Genomic DNA, 17,625 nt, shown 5'->3' on the forward strand with positions numbered 1-17,625 from the left:
AGCACACAGCAGTCCACCGCCTCAGGCATCAGCGTTTGCTCTCCTGAGCTGCTTCTTTCTTTCGATCAAGCATGAGCTCATTAGCCAGCGAAACCTCTTCTCCACCCCCTTCTGGCAACGCAGCTTGAAAGTGCGACTGCGCGTACCGAAGGCAAACCAATTTACTGGCTAGCACCAACTCACTATCCCGCTCCTCGCAAATCAGCTCATCACCCAGATTGATATGGAGCTTCTCTCGCAGGTCAGCCGGTATGACAACCCTGCCACCCTGTGACACTTTAACCGCATACATGCCACTTCTCCTTTGATATGCCGTATAACAGAAATGATACCGTCATCTAACTATGCACATATATTGCTAATAAGCATCAATCCGCCAGAATCGTTGCCGTAACTACATCCAACCATGCAGGATGCGACACACCAAACAAACGAATAAAAGCAGGCCAAGCCTTTTTTACTAGCTTTAACATAGCTGGAGGTGCAGCATTTTTTGCCTCCAGCAGAACATCCAAATCGTCCTCGCCTAACACGGTTAACAGGCAAGCGGCTTGCAGCATGTCTTTATCTGATTTTGCTGAAAAAGTGGCAGGGCGCAGCTGTGAAATAGCCAGCTTGTGCCAGCAAAACCGCGCGGGCGACGGCACACGTACCGGCACTAATTGCGATTTACCGATGGCAACGGCATCAATAGTGTCTACTAGTAAATAGTCCAAATACTCCAACGCGATAGCGTGTGCTGCCAACCCCGGAATGGCAACAGTCTGGTACGGCATGTGCTGACGGCTAGCAGCAACCAGAAGATCCAGCTTGATTTCCCTTCCAACTACACGCCAAGAAGAACTAGGCGTCGCATGCCCCAACGCAGGAACTTCTATAAATTTCAAACCAGTGCTTTGCAGCAGACCATGCAGCCCTTCTTCGAGTAAGGGAACAGCAAGCCTAATGCTAGCCGGCTGTGCAACATCCAAATCCTGCGTGGCAACGACTGGTTTCATCGCGTAACCAAGGTGGTTGGAGAGACAACGAAAAGCTCGCGTACCCACCAGTACACCACCTGCTTGGAAGTAACTCGCATTGGCTAGGGCTGCCAACACTATTGCTGCATCATTATCTTCTGCCGCGAGCCCCAACTTACGCAGGTGCTTTGCAGCTCTCTCAATACGCTGCAAATCCTCAATCTGCGCCTGCGCCTGCTGGTGAACCTCGCCGCCTTCAATACCAAGATAGATCGGCGTAAGCGGCTTGCCATTCCCTCCCTGCCGCCGCCACTTGGCGTAACTGCCACCGCGCTCCTTATTTTCCAGAGAAATATGACCTGGCGGCAAAGGGTCAACCCGCTCCTGCGCAAAACCCAGCTCCATAGCAGCAGCAAACTGGTCTTTTGTCATTTGGTCGAAGCGTTTGAAACTAAATGGCTGCTTTCGCATATAGGTACCCATGCACACAATGTTGGGTAATAAATATACTTTATTTTACCCAACAAGCGCAGGCGGCTTGCCCATCACTTTGAGAATTTCCAGCGCTATCAATCGCCTGTCAGACGGCAACGCACGAAAATAGCGGCGTAACAACAAAATTTCCTTTTGTGTTTCTGCCACTTCATCCACATCCAGCCCGTCGGGTATTTCGACACCAACTCCACCGCCCTCAGCAACGGCAAAAATGGAAGATAACGGTGCTTGCAGTGCATCAGATAACCGAATCAGTAAATCAAGTGAAGGCTGTCGATTTCCATTTTCTATACGCGACAAGTAACCAGCATCCGCATCAATAGCCGCCGCCAGAGTTTCTTGAGTCAACCCTTTTTGTTTGCGAATGATGTGAATAGCGTACCCAATGTCCATCTGGGCATTTTGTGGCGGGCTTTGCCTAGTTGGCAGTTACATATTGGCATATTTGATTTAATTATGCCTTTAAGACACAATTTAAAGAAGATGATAAGAAGCAGAATATGTCCGACACAATACTAACTGGGATATTTGCTCTAGCTGGAACGATGATTGGCGGTCTACTTACTTACATGGCTGCCAGAGTTGACCACCGCTGGAAGAGAGCTAAAAAGCATATCGGGCAGCTATGCGATCAAGTCACCTCTTACTATCAATTAGAGCAGATTTATAAAGAAGAACTTGCTCAACTAGACCCGCAGAAACGCAGCCCTAAGACAATCATGGAAGACATGCGATCCAGAGTTTCACAGTCTGGTGAATACGAACGACCAATGATGACGAGCTTAGCAGCAAATAAAATTCGTCAAGAATGGCTATAACAAAATAAAAAATAACACCCAGTCAATCTCTAAAATAGGAGCAATTATCGAAAAACAACAAAAAAATCAACAAGAAAACGAAAAATCCAAACTATAACTTTCCATCACAAAAACACACTGAGAACATCAAAATGAAAGCTATTTCTATAATTGCACTGATTTTTGCATCCATTGCCATGCTGATCCCTGTAGGAGGGCCGTACATTGCTATTTTTTGTAGTCTACTTGCGATGATTTCATTCAGATGGGAACCCACACTATCTGGAATTACTTTTGGAATAAACATACTAAATACGGCATTTCTTTCTCCCAGCCTTGTAGTTGCCGGCGCAGCAGTTAAGGCCGCGCCAGCCATAACCGCTTCGGCCACTGCCTTACAAGCCGGACTAAATGGAGTCGACCCCAATGCTGCTACTGCTGTCACATCGGCAGCGGCAGCAGGAGACAAGCCCAGCTTATATGCCATATTTATTGGGCTACATATAGCAGCATTTGTAGTGGCTGTACTTATTCGATTGATTGCTGGTTCGCCAAAAAACAAAGAGGCAACATGAGCTCATCAAAAAATTACTGCATGCATAGATAAGGATTCATAATGAAAGAAATACTCTTCATCAGCACTCTAGTTTTTTCATGTACCGCATTTGCGCAAAACAAAATCCCAGTCCAATTTCACGGGCTATACGAAGGAAATAAAGCAACATGCGGGAGGGAGCCCATCATGTACGATTACTCAGATAATGGGTTTGATATAGGAGCCGAAGGAATTTCTGGATTTGAAGAAGGCTGTGGGCTAGAGAAAGCACTTTCTCAATCTGAGCTATCTTTTACTGGAAGTTTTTCTTGTGGCGGGCCAGATGAGAGTGAAACCGTAAAGGTAACCCTGACTCTATCTCCTGATAAAAAAACAATTACCACCTCCAGCAATAAAAGTATCGTTGCATTTGGCAATGGAAAATACTATCGCTGCAAATAAACGCTTGTTATCGGCAACTAAATAAAGCAGCTTCGGCTGCTTTATTTTTTAGCCAATCTCCGCCAAATTACCTTTGCTCTCTAACCACTCTTTGCGATCACTGGCACGTTTTTTCACTAGATGGAATTTCGCTAAACACTTGACCATCACGCACAGTTACTAAAGGTGTTTTTGTTTGATGCGCTAATTCACGCGCTTTATCTGCCGCCCGGCGCAAGGCCACATCAATATGCTTAGCATCTTCATGTCGCGCTTCATTCAGAGACTTGGGCTTGCTATTCATCGCTCACTCCAATCAATTAATTTAGGTATATTGCCACTGTTATCGTAATGTAACCAAATATCCACCAGAGACTTATAGCCCTGATGAAAGTTGTGCAGACCCGAATCAAAACGACGCCTAATAACATCTTCAGGAATATGATGACCGCCTTGCGCCACACGAGCAGCAACCCGACGAATAGCCACATCTACACTTGGCAGCTCTAAAAAAATTAACTGAACATCATAGCCAGCACGCTGCCAGCGTGGAATTGCATTCAAGTAACGCTTACCGCTCAGAGTAGTTTCTAAAGCAAAGCTATTGCCCTTCTTTTCTTGTTCCGCAATTGCCTCAATCATCAATCGCGCAGCTTGAACAACTGCTAACTCTGGTGCAAATGGCGAAAGCCCTGCTGCAATCAAATCTGCATTAATAAATATTGGGCAATGCGCTTCATTCGGTAAAAATTCGCGTGCAAAAGTGGTTTTTCCAGCCCCATTAGGACCAGCAATAATCACTACTTTCTTTTTCGAAGCATCTGTCATCGGTCTTACACTTCCGCCAAATTACCTTTGCTCTCTAACCACTCTTTGCGATCACTCGCGCGTTTTTTTGCCAGCAACATATCCATCATTTCATCGGCGTTATCCGCAGCATCGACGGTGAGTTGCACCAAGCGGCGCGTGTCGGGATTCATCACCGTTTCGCGCAATTGCATGGGGTTCATTTCACCCAAACCTTTAAAGCGCTGCACATTGGGTTTGCCGCGTTTGTTTTCGGCGGCAATGCGATCCAGCACGCCCTGCTTTTCACCTTCGTCGAGCGCGTAAAACACTTCTTTGCCAATGTCGATGCGATACAGTGGGGGCATAGCGACGAACACATGGCCGGCTTTTACCAGCGGGCGGAAATGGCGCAGGAATAACGCACACAGCAGCGTGGCGATGTGCGCGCCGTCGGAGTCGGCATCGGCCAAAATGCAAATTTTGTGATAGCGCAAACCGCTCACATCTTCTGAACCCGGATCAACACCGACAGCCACAGAAATATCGTGAATTTCCGCGCTGCCCAGCACTTCATTCACATCCACGCTTCCCACGCATTCAAAATTTTTCCACGCAGCGGCGCGATGACAACCTGGCTTGATACTCACGATCGCGCGCTTGTTTTGCTGAACCGCCCGCCGAATCCCCTTCCACCAAAAACAACTCGCCGCGCGTGACATCACTGCCAGAACAATCCGCTAATTTCCCGGGCAACGCAGGGCCAGAAGTAATTTTTTTACGCTCAATTTTTTTACCCGCGCGCAAACGCTTGCCAGCATTGCTGATGCAAAACTGCGCGAGTTTTCCCGCATCTTCGATGTGTTGGTTCAACCACAAACTAAAAGAATCTTTTGCCACGCCAGACACAAACGCCGCCGCTTCGCGCAGACAAACGCTCTTTGGTTTGACCAGAAAATTGCGGATCGGCCAATTTGGAGGACAACACATACGCACAGCGTTCCCACAAATCTTCCGGTGCCAACTTAATACCGCGCGGCAATAAATTGCGGAATTCACAGAACTCGCGCAGCGCTTCGAGCAAGCCGGTGCGCAAGCCGTTGACGTATTGTGCCGCCCTGCGGCGTAGGAATTAAATTGACATAAGATTCTGCCAACAATTCTCCACCCTCCGGCAACCACAACACCGCCCAATCCACCGCTTCTGTTGTGCCTGTGAAGCTGCCGACAAACGGTTCCGCTGGCAATAATTCCCAACCCACGCACGCCGAGGCGAGATAATCTTTCAAACCATCTTCGTAATACCACTCATCGCGCTCGCCGGTTTTTTCTTCCAGAAAAGTCACGCGCAAACCAGGGCACAACACTGCTTTCGCGCGCAGCACATGGCGCAGGCGCGGCACGGAAAAATTCACGGAATCGAAATACTGCGCGTCGGGATAAAAACGCACCGCCGTACCGGTTTGTTTCTTCGGTACGCTGTCGATCACTTCCAATTCGCTGGCGCGATTGCCGTCTTTAAATGTCATACGGTATTTCTGGCCATCGCGCTTGATCAACACTTCCAAATCGGTCGAGAGCGCATTCACCACCGACACACCGACGCCGTGCAAGCCGCCGGAAAACTGGTAGTTTTTGTTGGAGAACTTGCCGCCCGCGTGCAGCGTAGTGAGGATGACTTCCACGCCTGGCTTTTTCTGCTCAGGATGTAAATCCACAGGCATGCCGCGACCGTCGTCGGCGCAAGACAGCGAGCCGTCTTTGTGCAGGATTACATCGATTTGTTTGGCATGACCTGCGAGGGCTTCATCGACCGAGTTGTCGATAATTTCTTGGGCAAGGTGATTGGGGCGCGTGGTATCGGTGTACATTCCAGGGCGCTTACGCACCGGATCCAGACCCGTCAAAACTTCAATGGCGTCGGCGTTATAACTAGATGGTGCTGAACTCATGAGACCCCCCGTAGAAGTTGACTATTCTACGGGGAATCCTGAGCTGTTCCAGCTTGTGCTGTGTTTTTTTACAGTATTTACTTATTGCTGTTCTTCACTAGGCGTAGCGTCGCTGCTACGCCCGCCCCACGAGCCTTGTCTACTCTCTTGTCCACGGCTACGGCTGGCACGCGCCGAGTCGCCACTATTCGAAGCAGAGGGCATTCCGCGCTGCGCCGGCTGCTGGTTCGACGAACTGCTTCGATCCTGCTGCCAACCACTGCGTGTATTGCGGATCACAGGCTGCTGACTCGACGAACTGCTCTGATCCTGCTGCCAACCGCTGCGCGTATTGCGGATCACAGGCTGCGAGCTCCCTCTTTCGACAGGTTGGCGCGCATCCCACGAACGAGCGCTGCTGCGATCACGACTGTCATCACGGCGACTATCATCATGGTTACGGTTGTAGTCACGATCTCGGTTGTCATCATGGTTGCGGTTGTAATCGCCACGGCGGTTATCTCGATCACGATCGTAGTCGCGGCGCGAATCAGTGCCGCGACGATCTACGCTCGGAGAGCGATTGTGATTTTGGTAATTAGGATACTGCTGGCGAGGGTGCTGTGGCGCTCTTTGCATTCCATCACGCTCTACGCGTGGCGGAACGATGGGGCGACCTTTGCCATCTCGCACAACATGATCGCGGTAACAATCATTACGGCGACACCAATCTTGGCGATTGCGATACCAGTGGTCGTCATAACCGTGTTTGCGATCCCAAACAATTACACGGTCGTAATCATTGCGATAGCGGTAACAGTAGCCGCGGTAGCTGTAGTAATTACAGCTGCCGTAAGAGCCGATAATCCAAATGCGGTCTCGAGGATAGGAGACATTACCAAACGGGTAGTAGTAGCTGTAATTCGTGCTCGCATAAACCGTGGTGCTGCTGCCGCTATAAACACCGCTGTCGGCGCTGTAATAGCTATCGTTACCTCGGTAATCACTACCGCTGTATCGACTGCCCGAATAATGATCCACCTGACGGTAATCCTGCTCATAACTAGAGCAACCGGCCAAAATAAAAACTGTCATCAAAGTGCTAATCAATGCGCGCATATTGCCCTCCTGGAGCATGAAATTAATACGCGCAATTACACTAGCAGTGTGAGTGGCAACCCTACAAGGTGGTTAGAAAAATATATATTTTAACGACCACCTTGCTTCTCCATGGCTTTGCGTAGAAGATCGCCCATCGTCCCTGATTCAGCTGGTTTTGGCTGCCCACCGCCGAGGTAGCGCTCACTGGTTTTGCGATCTACTTTGGGCATTTTTGCGCTATCCATTTTTGCAGAAGTTTCATCATCCAATCGCATCGTCAACGCAATGCGTTTGCGCGCAGCATCCACTTCTAATACTTTCACTTTGACAATATCACCTGTTTTCACCGCTTCGCGTGGATCTTTAATAAAACGATTCGTGATGGCAGAAATATGCACTAAACCATCTTGATGCACACCAACATCCACAAACGCACCAAAATTTGCCACATTGGTAACAACGCCTTCCAGCACCATACCAATTTGCAGATCAGAAATTTTTTCAACACCGTCGCGAAAACTGGCTGTTTTGAATTCTGGACGCGGATCGCGACCCGGTTTATCCAGCTCGCGAATAATATCTTGCACAGTTAACAAACCAAACTGTTCACACGCGTAATCTTTTGCCTGAACTGTACGCAAGAAAGTGCTATCACCAATCAAGCTATCCACAGTGCGTTGATTTTTTTCCGCGATACGCTGCACAACACTGTAAGACTCTGGATGCACCGCTGATTTATCCAAAGGATTTTCACCATCGTTAATTCGTAAAAAGCCTGCCGCCTGCTCAAAAGTTTTATCACCCATGCGCGGCACCGCTTTTAAAGCTTCGCGATTACGGAATGCGCCATTTTTATCGCGAAACTCGACGATATTACTCGCCAATGTTTGATTAAGCCCCGATACGCGTTTGAGCAAGGCCACCGATGCCGTGTTTACATCCACACCAACGCTGTTTACACAATCTTCCACTACAGCATCCAGCGTTTTTGCCAACTGCACTTGGTTGACATCGTGCTGATACTGACCAACACCTATCGACTTCGGTTCAATTTTTACTAGTTCCGCTAGAGGATCTTGCAAACGGCGCGCAATGGATACCGCACCACGAATCGTGACATCCAAATCCGGAAACTCTTTCGCTGCCAACTCCGACGCCGAATACACAGAAGCACCCGCTTCACTCACCACCACTTTTTTTGCCATGAGCTCGGCGTGTTTTTTCAACACATCCGCAACAAATCTTTCTGTTTCACGCGAGGCTGTACCATTACCAATGCTGATCAAATCAACGCTGTATTGTTTACACAGCGCAAACAGAATTTTCTCTGCCTCCGCCAATTTGTTTTGCGGTGGATGCGGAAACATGGCGCCGTGTTGCAATACTTTGCCCGTGTTATCCACCAGCGCGACCTTTACGCCCGTACGCAACCCTGGATCTAAACCCAGCGTCACTTTTTGCCCTGCCGGCGCCGCCAATAACAAATCTTTGAGATTGCTGGCAAAAACACGAATAGCTTCTTCTTCAGCGCGCTCACGCAATTGCCCAAGCAAATCAGTTTCTAAATGCGTCAGCAACTTGATGCGCCAAGTCCAGCGCACGACTTCCGCCAACCACGCATCGGCTGCGCGTCCTTCGTTTTTAATAGCAAAACGCGCGGCGATTCTTCTTTCGCAGATATGATCTGGCGTGGTCAATTCTTCGGGCAACACCAAGGAAGCATTCAATATGCCTTCTTTGCGACCGCGAAATACTGCCAACGCACGATGCGACGGCATCACGGAAATTTTTTCACTGAAATCAAAATAATCGCGAAACTTTTCACCTTCATTCTGCTTGCCATCCACCACTTGCGATTTTACTAAACCGCTTTCTGTCAATAGTTCACGCAATTCGCCGACTAACTTCGCATCTTCGCTGAATTGCTCCATCAAGATTTGTTTTGCACCATCCAGTGCCGCCTGTGCGTCATTCACCGCGTGATCAGCGTTCAAATATTTATTCGCTTCTTCCAATGGCGTTAATTGTGGGTTTTCCAATAACGCGTATGCCAGCGGTTCTAAGCCTGCCTCGCGCGCAATCTGCGCCTTGGTTCTGCGTTTAGGTTTGTATGGCAGGTATAAATCTTCCAATAGATTTTTTGTTTCCGCTGCCAGAATATCTTTTTCCAATTCTGGCGTTAGTTTGCCTTGCTCTGTAATACTGGCAATGACAGATTTTCTGCGGTCTTCCAATTCACGCAAATAGGCTAGACGATCTTCTAAGGTACGCAGTTGCGTATCATCCAATGCACCTGTCACTTCTTTGCGATAACGCGCAATAAAAGGCACCGTCGCGCCCTCATCCAACAACTGCACCGCAGCAACCACTTGCGCTGCCTGCACCGACAATTCTTTAGCAATTTTTTGCGCGATATATTGATCAATACTATTCATAACAACTCCAACAAACTGCACACATTATCTGCAAGGCGCAATAAAAAAGGCAGACTTGTTTGCAAGCCTGCCTTGTGTTTACTGCCTTATGTTTACCGCGTAGTTACTTAACCAAGAATATGCGGCAACTCTTTTGCCAATTCTGTTTTTTGCTCGGTGCATTTTCCGGTCAAAGCAAAGCCCAACAAATTACCTTCTGGACTGCGGAACAATGAACGCACATTATCGCCATCCACTTCTTCCTGCCATTCACCCACCGCACCGTGCAATGGTGGCGACAATTGAATCGGACACACAGTCACTTTGACACCAACAGGCATTGGCCCATACACCACAGCTGTGCGCTCACCTGACAAAGTTTTTGCCAGCGTGCGCGCGCAAGCCATCAACGGCAGCACATAAAAACGCACATGACCTTCCACTTCTGCGCAGTCGCCCATCGCATACACATCCGGCACAGAAGTTTCTAAATATCGATTAACAGTGATACCGCGATTGACTGCAATGCCCGACTGACGCGCCAAACCAATGCGCGGACGCATACCGACCGCCGACAACACAATATCCGCTTCGACTTTTGAACCATCCGCCAGCGTCGCTACAATGCCCGCGTCTTTTTTATTGATTGTTTCAACCACGGTGCCGAAGTGATAACGCACATTGCAATCGCGCTCCAACGCGTTTTGCACGGCAGCCGAAGCCTTTGGCGGCAACAACGAACCCAACGGACCCGACAATGGATCTACCGCTTCCACCTCATAGCCGCCAGCAGCCAAATCATTGGCGTATTCGCTGCCAATCAAACCTGCACCAATAATTAACACTTTTTTCTTATCGGCAACCACTTTGCGAAACTCGGCGTAATCCAACAAATCATTCACCGAATAAACGAGATCTTGCCCGTCACCTTGCAGCGGCGCACGAATACATTCTGCACCCCAAGCAATCACCAATTTACTGTAACGCAATTTTTCATCACCAATACTGATTTCGTGATTCGCTGGATCAATCGCTGTCACTTTGGCAAATGTACGAATCGATGCGTGCAACTGCTCTGCCATCGCACCGGCATCAGCCACCGCTAACTCATCGGCAGATTTTTTCTTGGCAAATCCTGTCGACAACATAGGCTTAGAATAATTGCGGCCATCGTCCGTAGTAACAAACAACAAAGGCGTTTCTTTGTCGTAACGACGAAATTCTTTGCCCAAGGTATAGCCGGATAAACCAGTGCCGATGATGATGATAGGGTCTGACATTTTTTCACCTCAAGTTAATGTTTTTTTACTCACGGCATCTGCAAGCCATTGCAAATACGCGCTAGAACCTTGCTCAATCGGCAACTGAATAATTTCAGGCACCTGATAACTGTGATGTTGTTGAATCAACATTTCAATGCTGACAAAACTTGCTTTTGAAGTTTTGATTAGCATCAACACTTCTGAATCCTGTTTTACCGTATTTTCCCAAGTGTAAATACTGTCGATGGGCAGCAACTGCACACACGCCGCCAACTTTTGTTCCACCAATAATTTCGCTAACTGTTCTGCTTCTGCGCGGCTGGAAGTTGTTGTCAGCACAACGCAAAACGACGAATCCACGGCAATAGTCATCGCACTGGTCAATCGTCGCACTCACCCGCATACGGCTGCCACTGCGGATTTCTGCGCTCCATAAATGCTTTGCCACCTTCGGCAATATCAGGATGCGTGTTCTGTGCCATGATGTATTGCCACGCATTCTCCAAGCCTGCATGCAAACCCATTTCTTTCGCTTCCCACACCGCTTTTTTTGTGCGCGCTAACGCAACCGGCGAATTGGTTTTGATTAAATCGGCTAAAGCGTGTGCGCGTTGCATCAACTCTGTCGCAGGTACCACTTCGCTGATCATGCCCAATTCATACGCGCGCTGAGCACTCATGCGCTCATTGCCGCCCGTTAATGCCATGCGCATCACCGCATCAAACGGCATTTTGCGCACTAAACTCACCGGCTCTAAACCAGCAACCAAGCCCACTTTTACATGCGTATCAAAAAATGTTGCCGAATCAGCAGCAATTACGATGTCAGAATCCGCCACAAAATGCAGACCACCGCCCACTACCATGCCATTCACGGCACAAATGACTGGCTTCCAAATACGATTTTGCAACGATGTCCATTTGATGGAAGCCAGCGTACCAAATTTGCGACCTTGGTCGTCCACTTCACCATCCGTTTCTGGCAGATCCGCTAAATCTGCGCCCGTGCACAGTGCTTTATCGCCAGCACCGGTGAGAATTGCCACCACAGCCGATTTATCTTGATTGAAGTGTTGCCACACTTGCGGCAATTCGCGACTCATCACCGAGTTCACCGCGTTGCGCTGCTGCGGGCGATTCAAAGAAATAACAGCAACACCATCGCTAACGGTATAAGTGAGTGTTTCAAAATTCATAACAAAACCTTTTTATTTTTTGCCCATACTGTTTAATGATTTTTTAGCACATTCTTTTAACGCATTCCCTTTTAGTGCATGGGACGGCAAATCCCCGCACTGCTTAACACGCCTGCCAATCGCCCCAGCGCCTGTTGCAGCGCAGCATTGACCACTGCGCCATCGCTAGAATCCGGTGCTGTTTTAGAAGAGGATTCACCGACAGCAACATCCATATACGATTGGCCGGTCGGTTTGAAAATCTGAAACTGCAAACTGATACGCACATACAGCGTGCTATCGCGATAAGCACCGGTGCCACCATCAAATCCTGCTGTCACGACGGGTGCTACTGCGTTACCTGCTTTGGTTTCTTTCCAAAACATTTTTTGTACGGCTTGGTTCAATAAATCGCCCATCGCTACCGTGCGGTCATTGCTACCCAAGGGCAGAACAAAACTTTTTGTCACATCGCTCAAATAAACAGGCGACGCGCACATGTATTGCACATCTTGTTCGTTGAGTGTCAAAGACATAGGTTCTGGCGCAGCGCGCTCTTTGGTCTCTGGTGTCGCAGCACAGCCCGCCAGCCCCATTACAAACAGAGCTAGCAGAGCTTTACCCATCCTTGCGTTCATGGCGATCACCTCGCTGCGCTTACTTATCAATACCAATGATGCTAACGGCACAACCCGTTGGGAAGCCACCGATATTGTGTGTCAGTGCCATCGTCGGTTGTTTGCCGTTATGCAGTGACAACTGGCGTTTATCGGCACGCCCCTGCAACTGCAACACATTCTCCACAATCATACGCACGCCGGTTGCGCCCGTTGGATGACCAAAAGTTTTCAAACCACCATCGGTGTTAACGGGTAATTCACCTTTCAAAGTGAAGGTGCCGTTGGCGATGTGTTCTTTCGCCGAACCTTTTGGAATAAATCCTAAATCTTCATACGCCAACAGCTCAGTGAGCGTGAAGCAATCGTGCACCTGTGCGATATGAATTTCTTTGAACGGATTGCTGATGCCAGCGATTTTGTACGCTTCTGCCGCCGCATTTTCTGTCGGTTTCCAACGCAAAAAATCGTGGTCAGGATCGGTGTGCGGATTTGCCGCCGAGCCGCTGGCTACGGCTTTCACATACACCGGATCATCGCGGAAATTTTTTGCCAGCGAGGCTTTGGTAATAACAGCAACCGCCGCACCGTCTGATTGCGCCGCGCAGTCGTACAAACCAAAAGGCCAAGAAATCATGCGACCATTCAGTGCATCTTCTTCGGTGATCACTTTTTTCAAAAAAGATTTCGGTGACAGCGTGCCGTTGTAGTGATTTTTCACCGCAATTTTTGCTAAATCTTCACGGCCTGCACCAAACTTTTTGAAATATGGTGCAGCGCACATGGCAAACCAACCCGCAGGAGTGGCTGGCAAATCGCGTACGCCTTTGATATTGACGCTAGGACCCGACACACCGCGATCTTTCGGTTTGTCATAACCCACCACCAATACTGTGTCGTAAACACCCGCAGCAATCGCCATCACACCCGCGCGAAATGCTTCCGTGCCGGTTGCACAATAATTGGAAACTGCGGTGAGTGGTTTGTACAACTTAAGCGCTTCACTGACTTCGACGGGGCCATTTTTTGTGTACAAAGAACCGCAATAAATTGCATCAATTTGTTTTGCGGGTTCTGTAATTCCTGCATCGGCATACGCTTCGTAAGCCGCGTCGACAATCATGTCTTCTTCGGACTTATCCCAATTCTCACCGAACTTACAGCAGCCGACACCGACGATTGCCACTTTGTCTTTAATACTCATGCGGCAACTCCTTCAACAGAGACAGAAACAATCGGCGTGCATTTCCAAAAATAATTGGGGCGTTGACCCACGCGGTGTATGCAACGGAAAGTAAATTCCACTGGCAAATCCACCGCAATATCTTTAGCAGAAGTTTCGCAAATTTGCATATGAATGCGCGCCCCCGCAGAGCCATCGGTATTTTTCACTTCGATAATACCCACCGCAGTTGGCGGCTCTGGCGAAGGGAAAAACGCATCCAAGGTATAAGTCACAACACTGCCCGTTAAATCGCTGTAGCAAGCGGGTGTCCACAGATCTTTGCTGTGGCAGCGCACACACACACGACCTTTCGGAAATTGATGTGTACCGCAATGCGTACACTGTTGTCCTTCCAGCGACAAATCTTCATCGCGCTCGCGGAAATGTACGGTCGCTGAAATGCCTTGATCATCCACTTCTGGGTATTCCGTGATCGTTAAGCCGCGCGCTTTCATGTATTTACCGTAAGCATCGACCACTTTGCGACGCGACAATAAATCACTCACGCTGCGATATCCTTCTGCTTTCGCACGCGAACCTGTCACAGAAAGCAGCAGCGCATCGGCACCATCACCGTAATTGGCAACGAGAATTTTTTCACCAGCTTTTGCTTGTTCAAGCGCAGCAATCAACAACAGTGGCGCAAACGCCGCACCAGCATTACCCACTTTGCCAAACAAAGGCTCTTGAATTTGTTCTTTTGCTACACCTGCCGCTTTGCTCATCTCACCGAGTGAGCGCGCTTCAGGTGCATACAAAACGGCTTTATTAATTGATGATAAAGCAACACCGCTTTTTGCCACCAAACCTTGAATCGCTGCCACAGTATTTTCGATATAACCGTGTACATTGACGAAACGATCTTCCCAACCGTGCACAAAACGGTCGCCCTGTTTGCGCCAGATATCGATGATTTCGGTGGTGTGCGCGCAAGCGCAATCCAGTGTTGCAATCGCGCCTTCTGCGCCCACTAAAAATGCAGCAGCAGCATCGCCGGTATTGGCTTCAAAACCGGAGCTGGGTGCACCCATGCGGCAATCAGCGGCAATCACTAGCACGCGCTGCGCGCTGCCCGCTTTCACGGCATCAATCGCCGATTGCAACGCAATCGTTCCTGCGCGCGTACTGTGTGAAATATCGGCTGTGCGCACATCGCCTTTCAAATTTAATGCTTTGGCAATAATCGCTGCGCCTTGTTTTTCTGCAAACGCGTAAGTGGTGGTGGCAAACAACACCGCATCCACACGCGCGCGATCAAAACCTTGCAAACAATTTTGTGCCGCAGCGACTGCCATCGTCACACTGTCTTCATCCATCCATGCAACAGCTTTTTCGGGACCGCCGTCTTTCGGCGCTTTGCCTGCGATAACGGATAAAGGCAAACGCATGCGAGGAATGTACGCGCCGTGAGAAATGATGCCTGCCATTTTTTTACTCCTTCACCGGCGGTTTCACGCCTGCATGAAATGGATACGGTTTGCCCAACATACCAAACGCGCCAAACTCTGGCGGTATGTGCTGTTTGAAATGTTGACGAATATCGTCGATTTCCCAACCTCCCGGCTTGATCAAAGTTTTGCCGTAATGCGGTTGCACCATGTGAGAAATGCGATCACCGCCGGTGCCGAAAATTTGTCCGGAAACATAATCCGCTTCATCGCTGCACAACCAGCAAACAATCGGGCCGTTATTTTCAGGTGGGAAAAACGGCATTTTGTCGGCATCAGAAAAAGTTGCTGACATATGCGTGGTCGCCAGTGGGCCAATCGCATTGACGCGAATGCCATGCTTTGCCAATTCCATCGCCCATGTATAAGTCATGGAAGCGATTGCACCTTTTGCAGCGGAATAATTGGTTTGACCAAAGCTGCCAAAATGCGCACCGGAAGTGGTGTTGATGATGGAGCCACCGCGACCCTGCTCGATCATTTTTTTCGCCGCCGCTTGTGCGATCCAGAATGTACCCATGACATGAATGCGCCACACCAAATCAAAGTCGGCGTCTTCCAATTTGAGCATGGTTTTGTCGCGCACGATGCCCGCATTGTTGATCGCAATATCAATGCCGCCAAACGCATCGACGCACTGTTGTATCAGCGATTCACAACCGGCGCGCGAGCCAATATCTGCGTTACTGGCAATCGCTTCACCGCCCGCCGCTTTGATTTCATCGGCTACTTTTTGCGCTTCTTCTAACAGGATGTCATTGACGACAACTTTCGCGCCATTTTTAGCCAAATGTAAACAATGCCCGCGACCAACACCACGACCACTGCCGGTAACGATTGCTGCTTTTCCTTCCAATAATTTCATCGTGTTTTCCTCATCACGCTGCGTCGAGAATCAATGCAGCGATGCGTTTTTCTAAAAAGGCGCTATCCCAGTTGGTCAACTGCCAATGTTTGGCGCGACGAAAATACAACTGCGGATCACCTTCTGATGTAAAACCAAAACCGCCGTGCACTTGCACGCCGATGGCTGACGCATCGCGCAACACATTGCAAGCCTGCAGTTTGGCTTGCAATGCAATTTTTTCGAACGGTTTGTTGTTATCAATCGCCCACGCGGATTGATACACCAACACTTTTGCGCCTTCGATTTTGACGATCAAATCTGCCAAATAATGCGCAATCGCTTGGAACGAACCTATCGGTTTACCAAATTGCACGCGCTGTTTGGCGTAATCCACCGTCATCGCATGAATCGCTTCCGCTGCACCGATCGAACGCGCTGCCAGTGCAACAATCGAACGCGTCATTGCGTTTTCCCACGCTGCCCAAAAGCCTGCTGTGTGCAACACATCAGCAGTATTGACGGCAACATTATTGAAATCGACTTGGAACAATGCGTCATCGGCGTGATTGCGTTCGCGCGTTAAAGTAACGCCAGCAGATTTTGGATCGACCAAGAAACCGGCGACATCCTGCACACCTTCACCCGTGCGCGCCAACACCAACAAACGCGCCGCAGATGACGCAAACGGCACTAACAATTTTGTGCCGTTCAACACATAGTTTTCACCTTGTTTTGTGGCGCGCATTTGCACACCTTCTGCACCAAAGCCATTTTTTGGCTCCAAATGTGCAGGCACGATGATGGTGTCACCGCTGGCAATGCCAGATAAAAAGTTTTCTTGTTGCTGTGCCGTGCCAGCCAGTTCCAGCAATTTCGCTGACAACACACAGCTCGCCCAATGCGGGCTAGGCGCGAGTGAGCGACCGAACTCTTCGTACACAATCGCCATTTCCAACGCGCCCCACGCCATGCCGCCGTGTGCTTCAGGAATGCCGAGACTGGTGATGCCCAACTCGGCCAGTTGTTGCCAGAAAGGCGCGGAGTAACCGGCCTCGTCCTGCTCCATCGCCCGCACGACAGCCGACGGTGACAATTCTTCACAAATACCGCGCGCGGTATCGCGCAACATGACCTGCTCTTCGCTGAAATCGAGATCCACAACGGACTCCTCTAACGACTGAATGAAACGGAAAGAAAGGGCACGCATTCTACCACTCGTCCACCACGCTATCACTTGCCCACTACGCATGTGGCGCAGGCTACTTGCATTCTCAAAAAGTTTTCCATACCCTGCTCGCGCTTTCAGGTGCCAATGGGACATTCGTTCCAGAGGTGAAACGGGAAGCCGGTGCGTCAACCCTACGGGAAGACTATTCCGGCACTGCCCCCGCAACGGTAAGCGAGTAGAGATCGGCAATAACCACTGTGTTTCAGGTCGCAAGACCAACAACATGGGAAGGTGCCCATTGGAGTGCATAGACGCACTCACTCGCGAGTCCGGAGACCGGCCTGAAATGGATTGGTACAGAATCCGGGGTCGGATTTGTTCCTGGTTTATTGGCATGCCGATGAACTTCTGATGTTTCTCACTA

General features: G+C 49.4%; 17 protein-coding genes, 2 pseudogenes and 1 riboswitch. Of the genes and pseudogenes, 3 read left to right on the forward strand and 16 right to left on the reverse strand.

Annotated features, from left to right (window positions below):
- Window positions 1–28: 28 nt before the first annotated feature.
- The 3 genes from R3E63_03330 to R3E63_03340 form a co-directional block, all read right to left on the reverse strand.
- Entirely contained in the window at window positions 29–292 is a 264-nt protein-coding gene (locus R3E63_03330; GenBank protein ID MEZ5538993.1) for an AbrB/MazE/SpoVT family DNA-binding domain-containing protein, read from the reverse strand.
- A gap of 76 nt (window positions 293–368) precedes the next feature.
- The gene (locus tag R3E63_03335) at window positions 369–1,430 is read right to left on the reverse strand and encodes a GSU2403 family nucleotidyltransferase fold protein (protein ID MEZ5538994.1); all 1,062 of its coding nucleotides are present in this window, start codon (window positions 1,428–1,430) and stop codon (window positions 369–371) included.
- A gap of 45 nt (window positions 1,431–1,475) precedes the next feature.
- A complete protein-coding gene (locus R3E63_03340; GenBank protein ID MEZ5538995.1) occupies window positions 1,476–1,847 on the reverse strand; it encodes a helix-turn-helix domain-containing protein in 372 nt (123 codons plus the stop codon).
- Window positions 1,848–1,954: 107 nt separating this feature from the next.
- On the opposite strand from R3E63_03340, the gene R3E63_03345 reads away from it, so the two are divergent.
- From R3E63_03345 to R3E63_03355, 3 genes are all read left to right on the forward strand, one after another.
- The gene (locus tag R3E63_03345; GenBank protein ID MEZ5538996.1) at window positions 1,955–2,272 is read left to right on the forward strand and encodes a hypothetical protein; all 318 of its coding nucleotides are present in this window, start codon (window positions 1,955–1,957) and stop codon (window positions 2,270–2,272) included.
- A gap of 131 nt (window positions 2,273–2,403) precedes the next feature.
- A complete protein-coding gene (locus tag R3E63_03350) occupies window positions 2,404–2,826 on the forward strand; it encodes a hypothetical protein (GenBank protein ID MEZ5538997.1) in 423 nt (140 codons plus the stop codon).
- Between the two features lie 41 nt (window positions 2,827–2,867).
- A complete protein-coding gene (locus R3E63_03355) occupies window positions 2,868–3,248 on the forward strand; it encodes a hypothetical protein (protein MEZ5538998.1) in 381 nt (126 codons plus the stop codon).
- 97 nt (window positions 3,249–3,345) lie between these two features.
- On the opposite strand, the gene R3E63_03360 is transcribed toward R3E63_03355, so the two are convergent.
- From R3E63_03360 to R3E63_03420, 13 genes and pseudogenes are all read right to left on the reverse strand, one after another.
- A complete protein-coding gene (locus tag R3E63_03360; protein ID MEZ5538999.1) occupies window positions 3,346–3,531 on the reverse strand; it encodes a hypothetical protein in 186 nt (61 codons plus the stop codon).
- Window positions 3,528–4,055, reverse strand: a complete 528-nt coding sequence (locus tag R3E63_03365) for a zeta toxin family protein (GenBank protein ID MEZ5539000.1) — start codon at window positions 4,053–4,055, stop codon at window positions 3,528–3,530. Before R3E63_03365 ends, R3E63_03360 begins: the two co-directional genes overlap by 4 nt.
- Window positions 4,056–4,060: 5 nt before the next feature.
- Window positions 4,061–5,965, reverse strand: a pseudogene (gene parE, locus R3E63_03370) (DNA topoisomerase IV subunit B).
- Between the two features lie 81 nt (window positions 5,966–6,046).
- Complete coding sequence (locus tag R3E63_03375) at window positions 6,047–7,063, reverse strand: hypothetical protein (GenBank protein MEZ5539001.1); 1,017 nt, start codon at window positions 7,061–7,063, stop codon at window positions 6,047–6,049.
- Between the two features lie 248 nt (window positions 7,064–7,311).
- Window positions 7,312–9,480, reverse strand: a pseudogene (locus R3E63_03380) (Tex family protein).
- Window positions 9,481–9,587: 107 nt separating this feature from the next.
- Window positions 9,588–10,739, reverse strand: a complete 1,152-nt coding sequence (locus R3E63_03385; GenBank protein ID MEZ5539002.1) for an FAD-dependent oxidoreductase — start codon at window positions 10,737–10,739, stop codon at window positions 9,588–9,590.
- A gap of 9 nt (window positions 10,740–10,748) precedes the next feature.
- The gene (cutA, locus tag R3E63_03390; GenBank protein ID MEZ5539003.1) at window positions 10,749–11,093 is read right to left on the reverse strand and encodes a divalent-cation tolerance protein CutA; all 345 of its coding nucleotides are present in this window, start codon (window positions 11,091–11,093) and stop codon (window positions 10,749–10,751) included.
- An 8-nt stretch (window positions 11,094–11,101) separates the two neighbouring features.
- Window positions 11,102–11,917 (reverse strand): enoyl-CoA hydratase-related protein, encoded by an 816-nt coding sequence (locus tag R3E63_03395; protein MEZ5539004.1) that lies wholly within the window; start codon window positions 11,915–11,917, stop codon window positions 11,102–11,104.
- 71 nt (window positions 11,918–11,988) lie between these two features.
- Window positions 11,989–12,534, reverse strand: a complete 546-nt coding sequence (locus R3E63_03400) for a hypothetical protein (GenBank protein ID MEZ5539005.1) — start codon at window positions 12,532–12,534, stop codon at window positions 11,989–11,991.
- Window positions 12,535–12,553: 19 nt separating this feature from the next.
- On the reverse strand, window positions 12,554–13,717 hold the full coding sequence (locus tag R3E63_03405) for an acetyl-CoA acetyltransferase (GenBank protein MEZ5539006.1): 1,164 nt from the start codon (window positions 13,715–13,717) through the stop codon (window positions 12,554–12,556).
- A complete protein-coding gene (locus tag R3E63_03410) occupies window positions 13,714–15,165 on the reverse strand; it encodes a zinc ribbon domain-containing protein (protein ID MEZ5539007.1) in 1,452 nt (483 codons plus the stop codon). Before R3E63_03410 ends, R3E63_03405 begins: the two co-directional genes overlap by 4 nt.
- A gap of 4 nt (window positions 15,166–15,169) precedes the next feature.
- Window positions 15,170–16,051: an SDR family NAD(P)-dependent oxidoreductase gene (locus R3E63_03415; GenBank protein MEZ5539008.1), complete on the reverse strand. Its 882-nt coding sequence runs from the start codon at window positions 16,049–16,051 to the stop codon at window positions 15,170–15,172.
- A 13-nt stretch (window positions 16,052–16,064) separates the two neighbouring features.
- Complete coding sequence (locus R3E63_03420; GenBank protein MEZ5539009.1) at window positions 16,065–17,240, reverse strand: acyl-CoA dehydrogenase family protein; 1,176 nt, start codon at window positions 17,238–17,240, stop codon at window positions 16,065–16,067.
- Between the two features lie 80 nt (window positions 17,241–17,320).
- A riboswitch (cobalamin riboswitch) is annotated at window positions 17,321–17,561 on the forward strand.
- Window positions 17,562–17,625 lie beyond the last annotated feature (64 nt).

The organism is Pseudomonadales bacterium, from assembly GCA_041395665.1.
Taxonomy (GTDB): domain Bacteria; phylum Pseudomonadota; class Gammaproteobacteria; order Pseudomonadales; family UBA7239; genus UBA7239.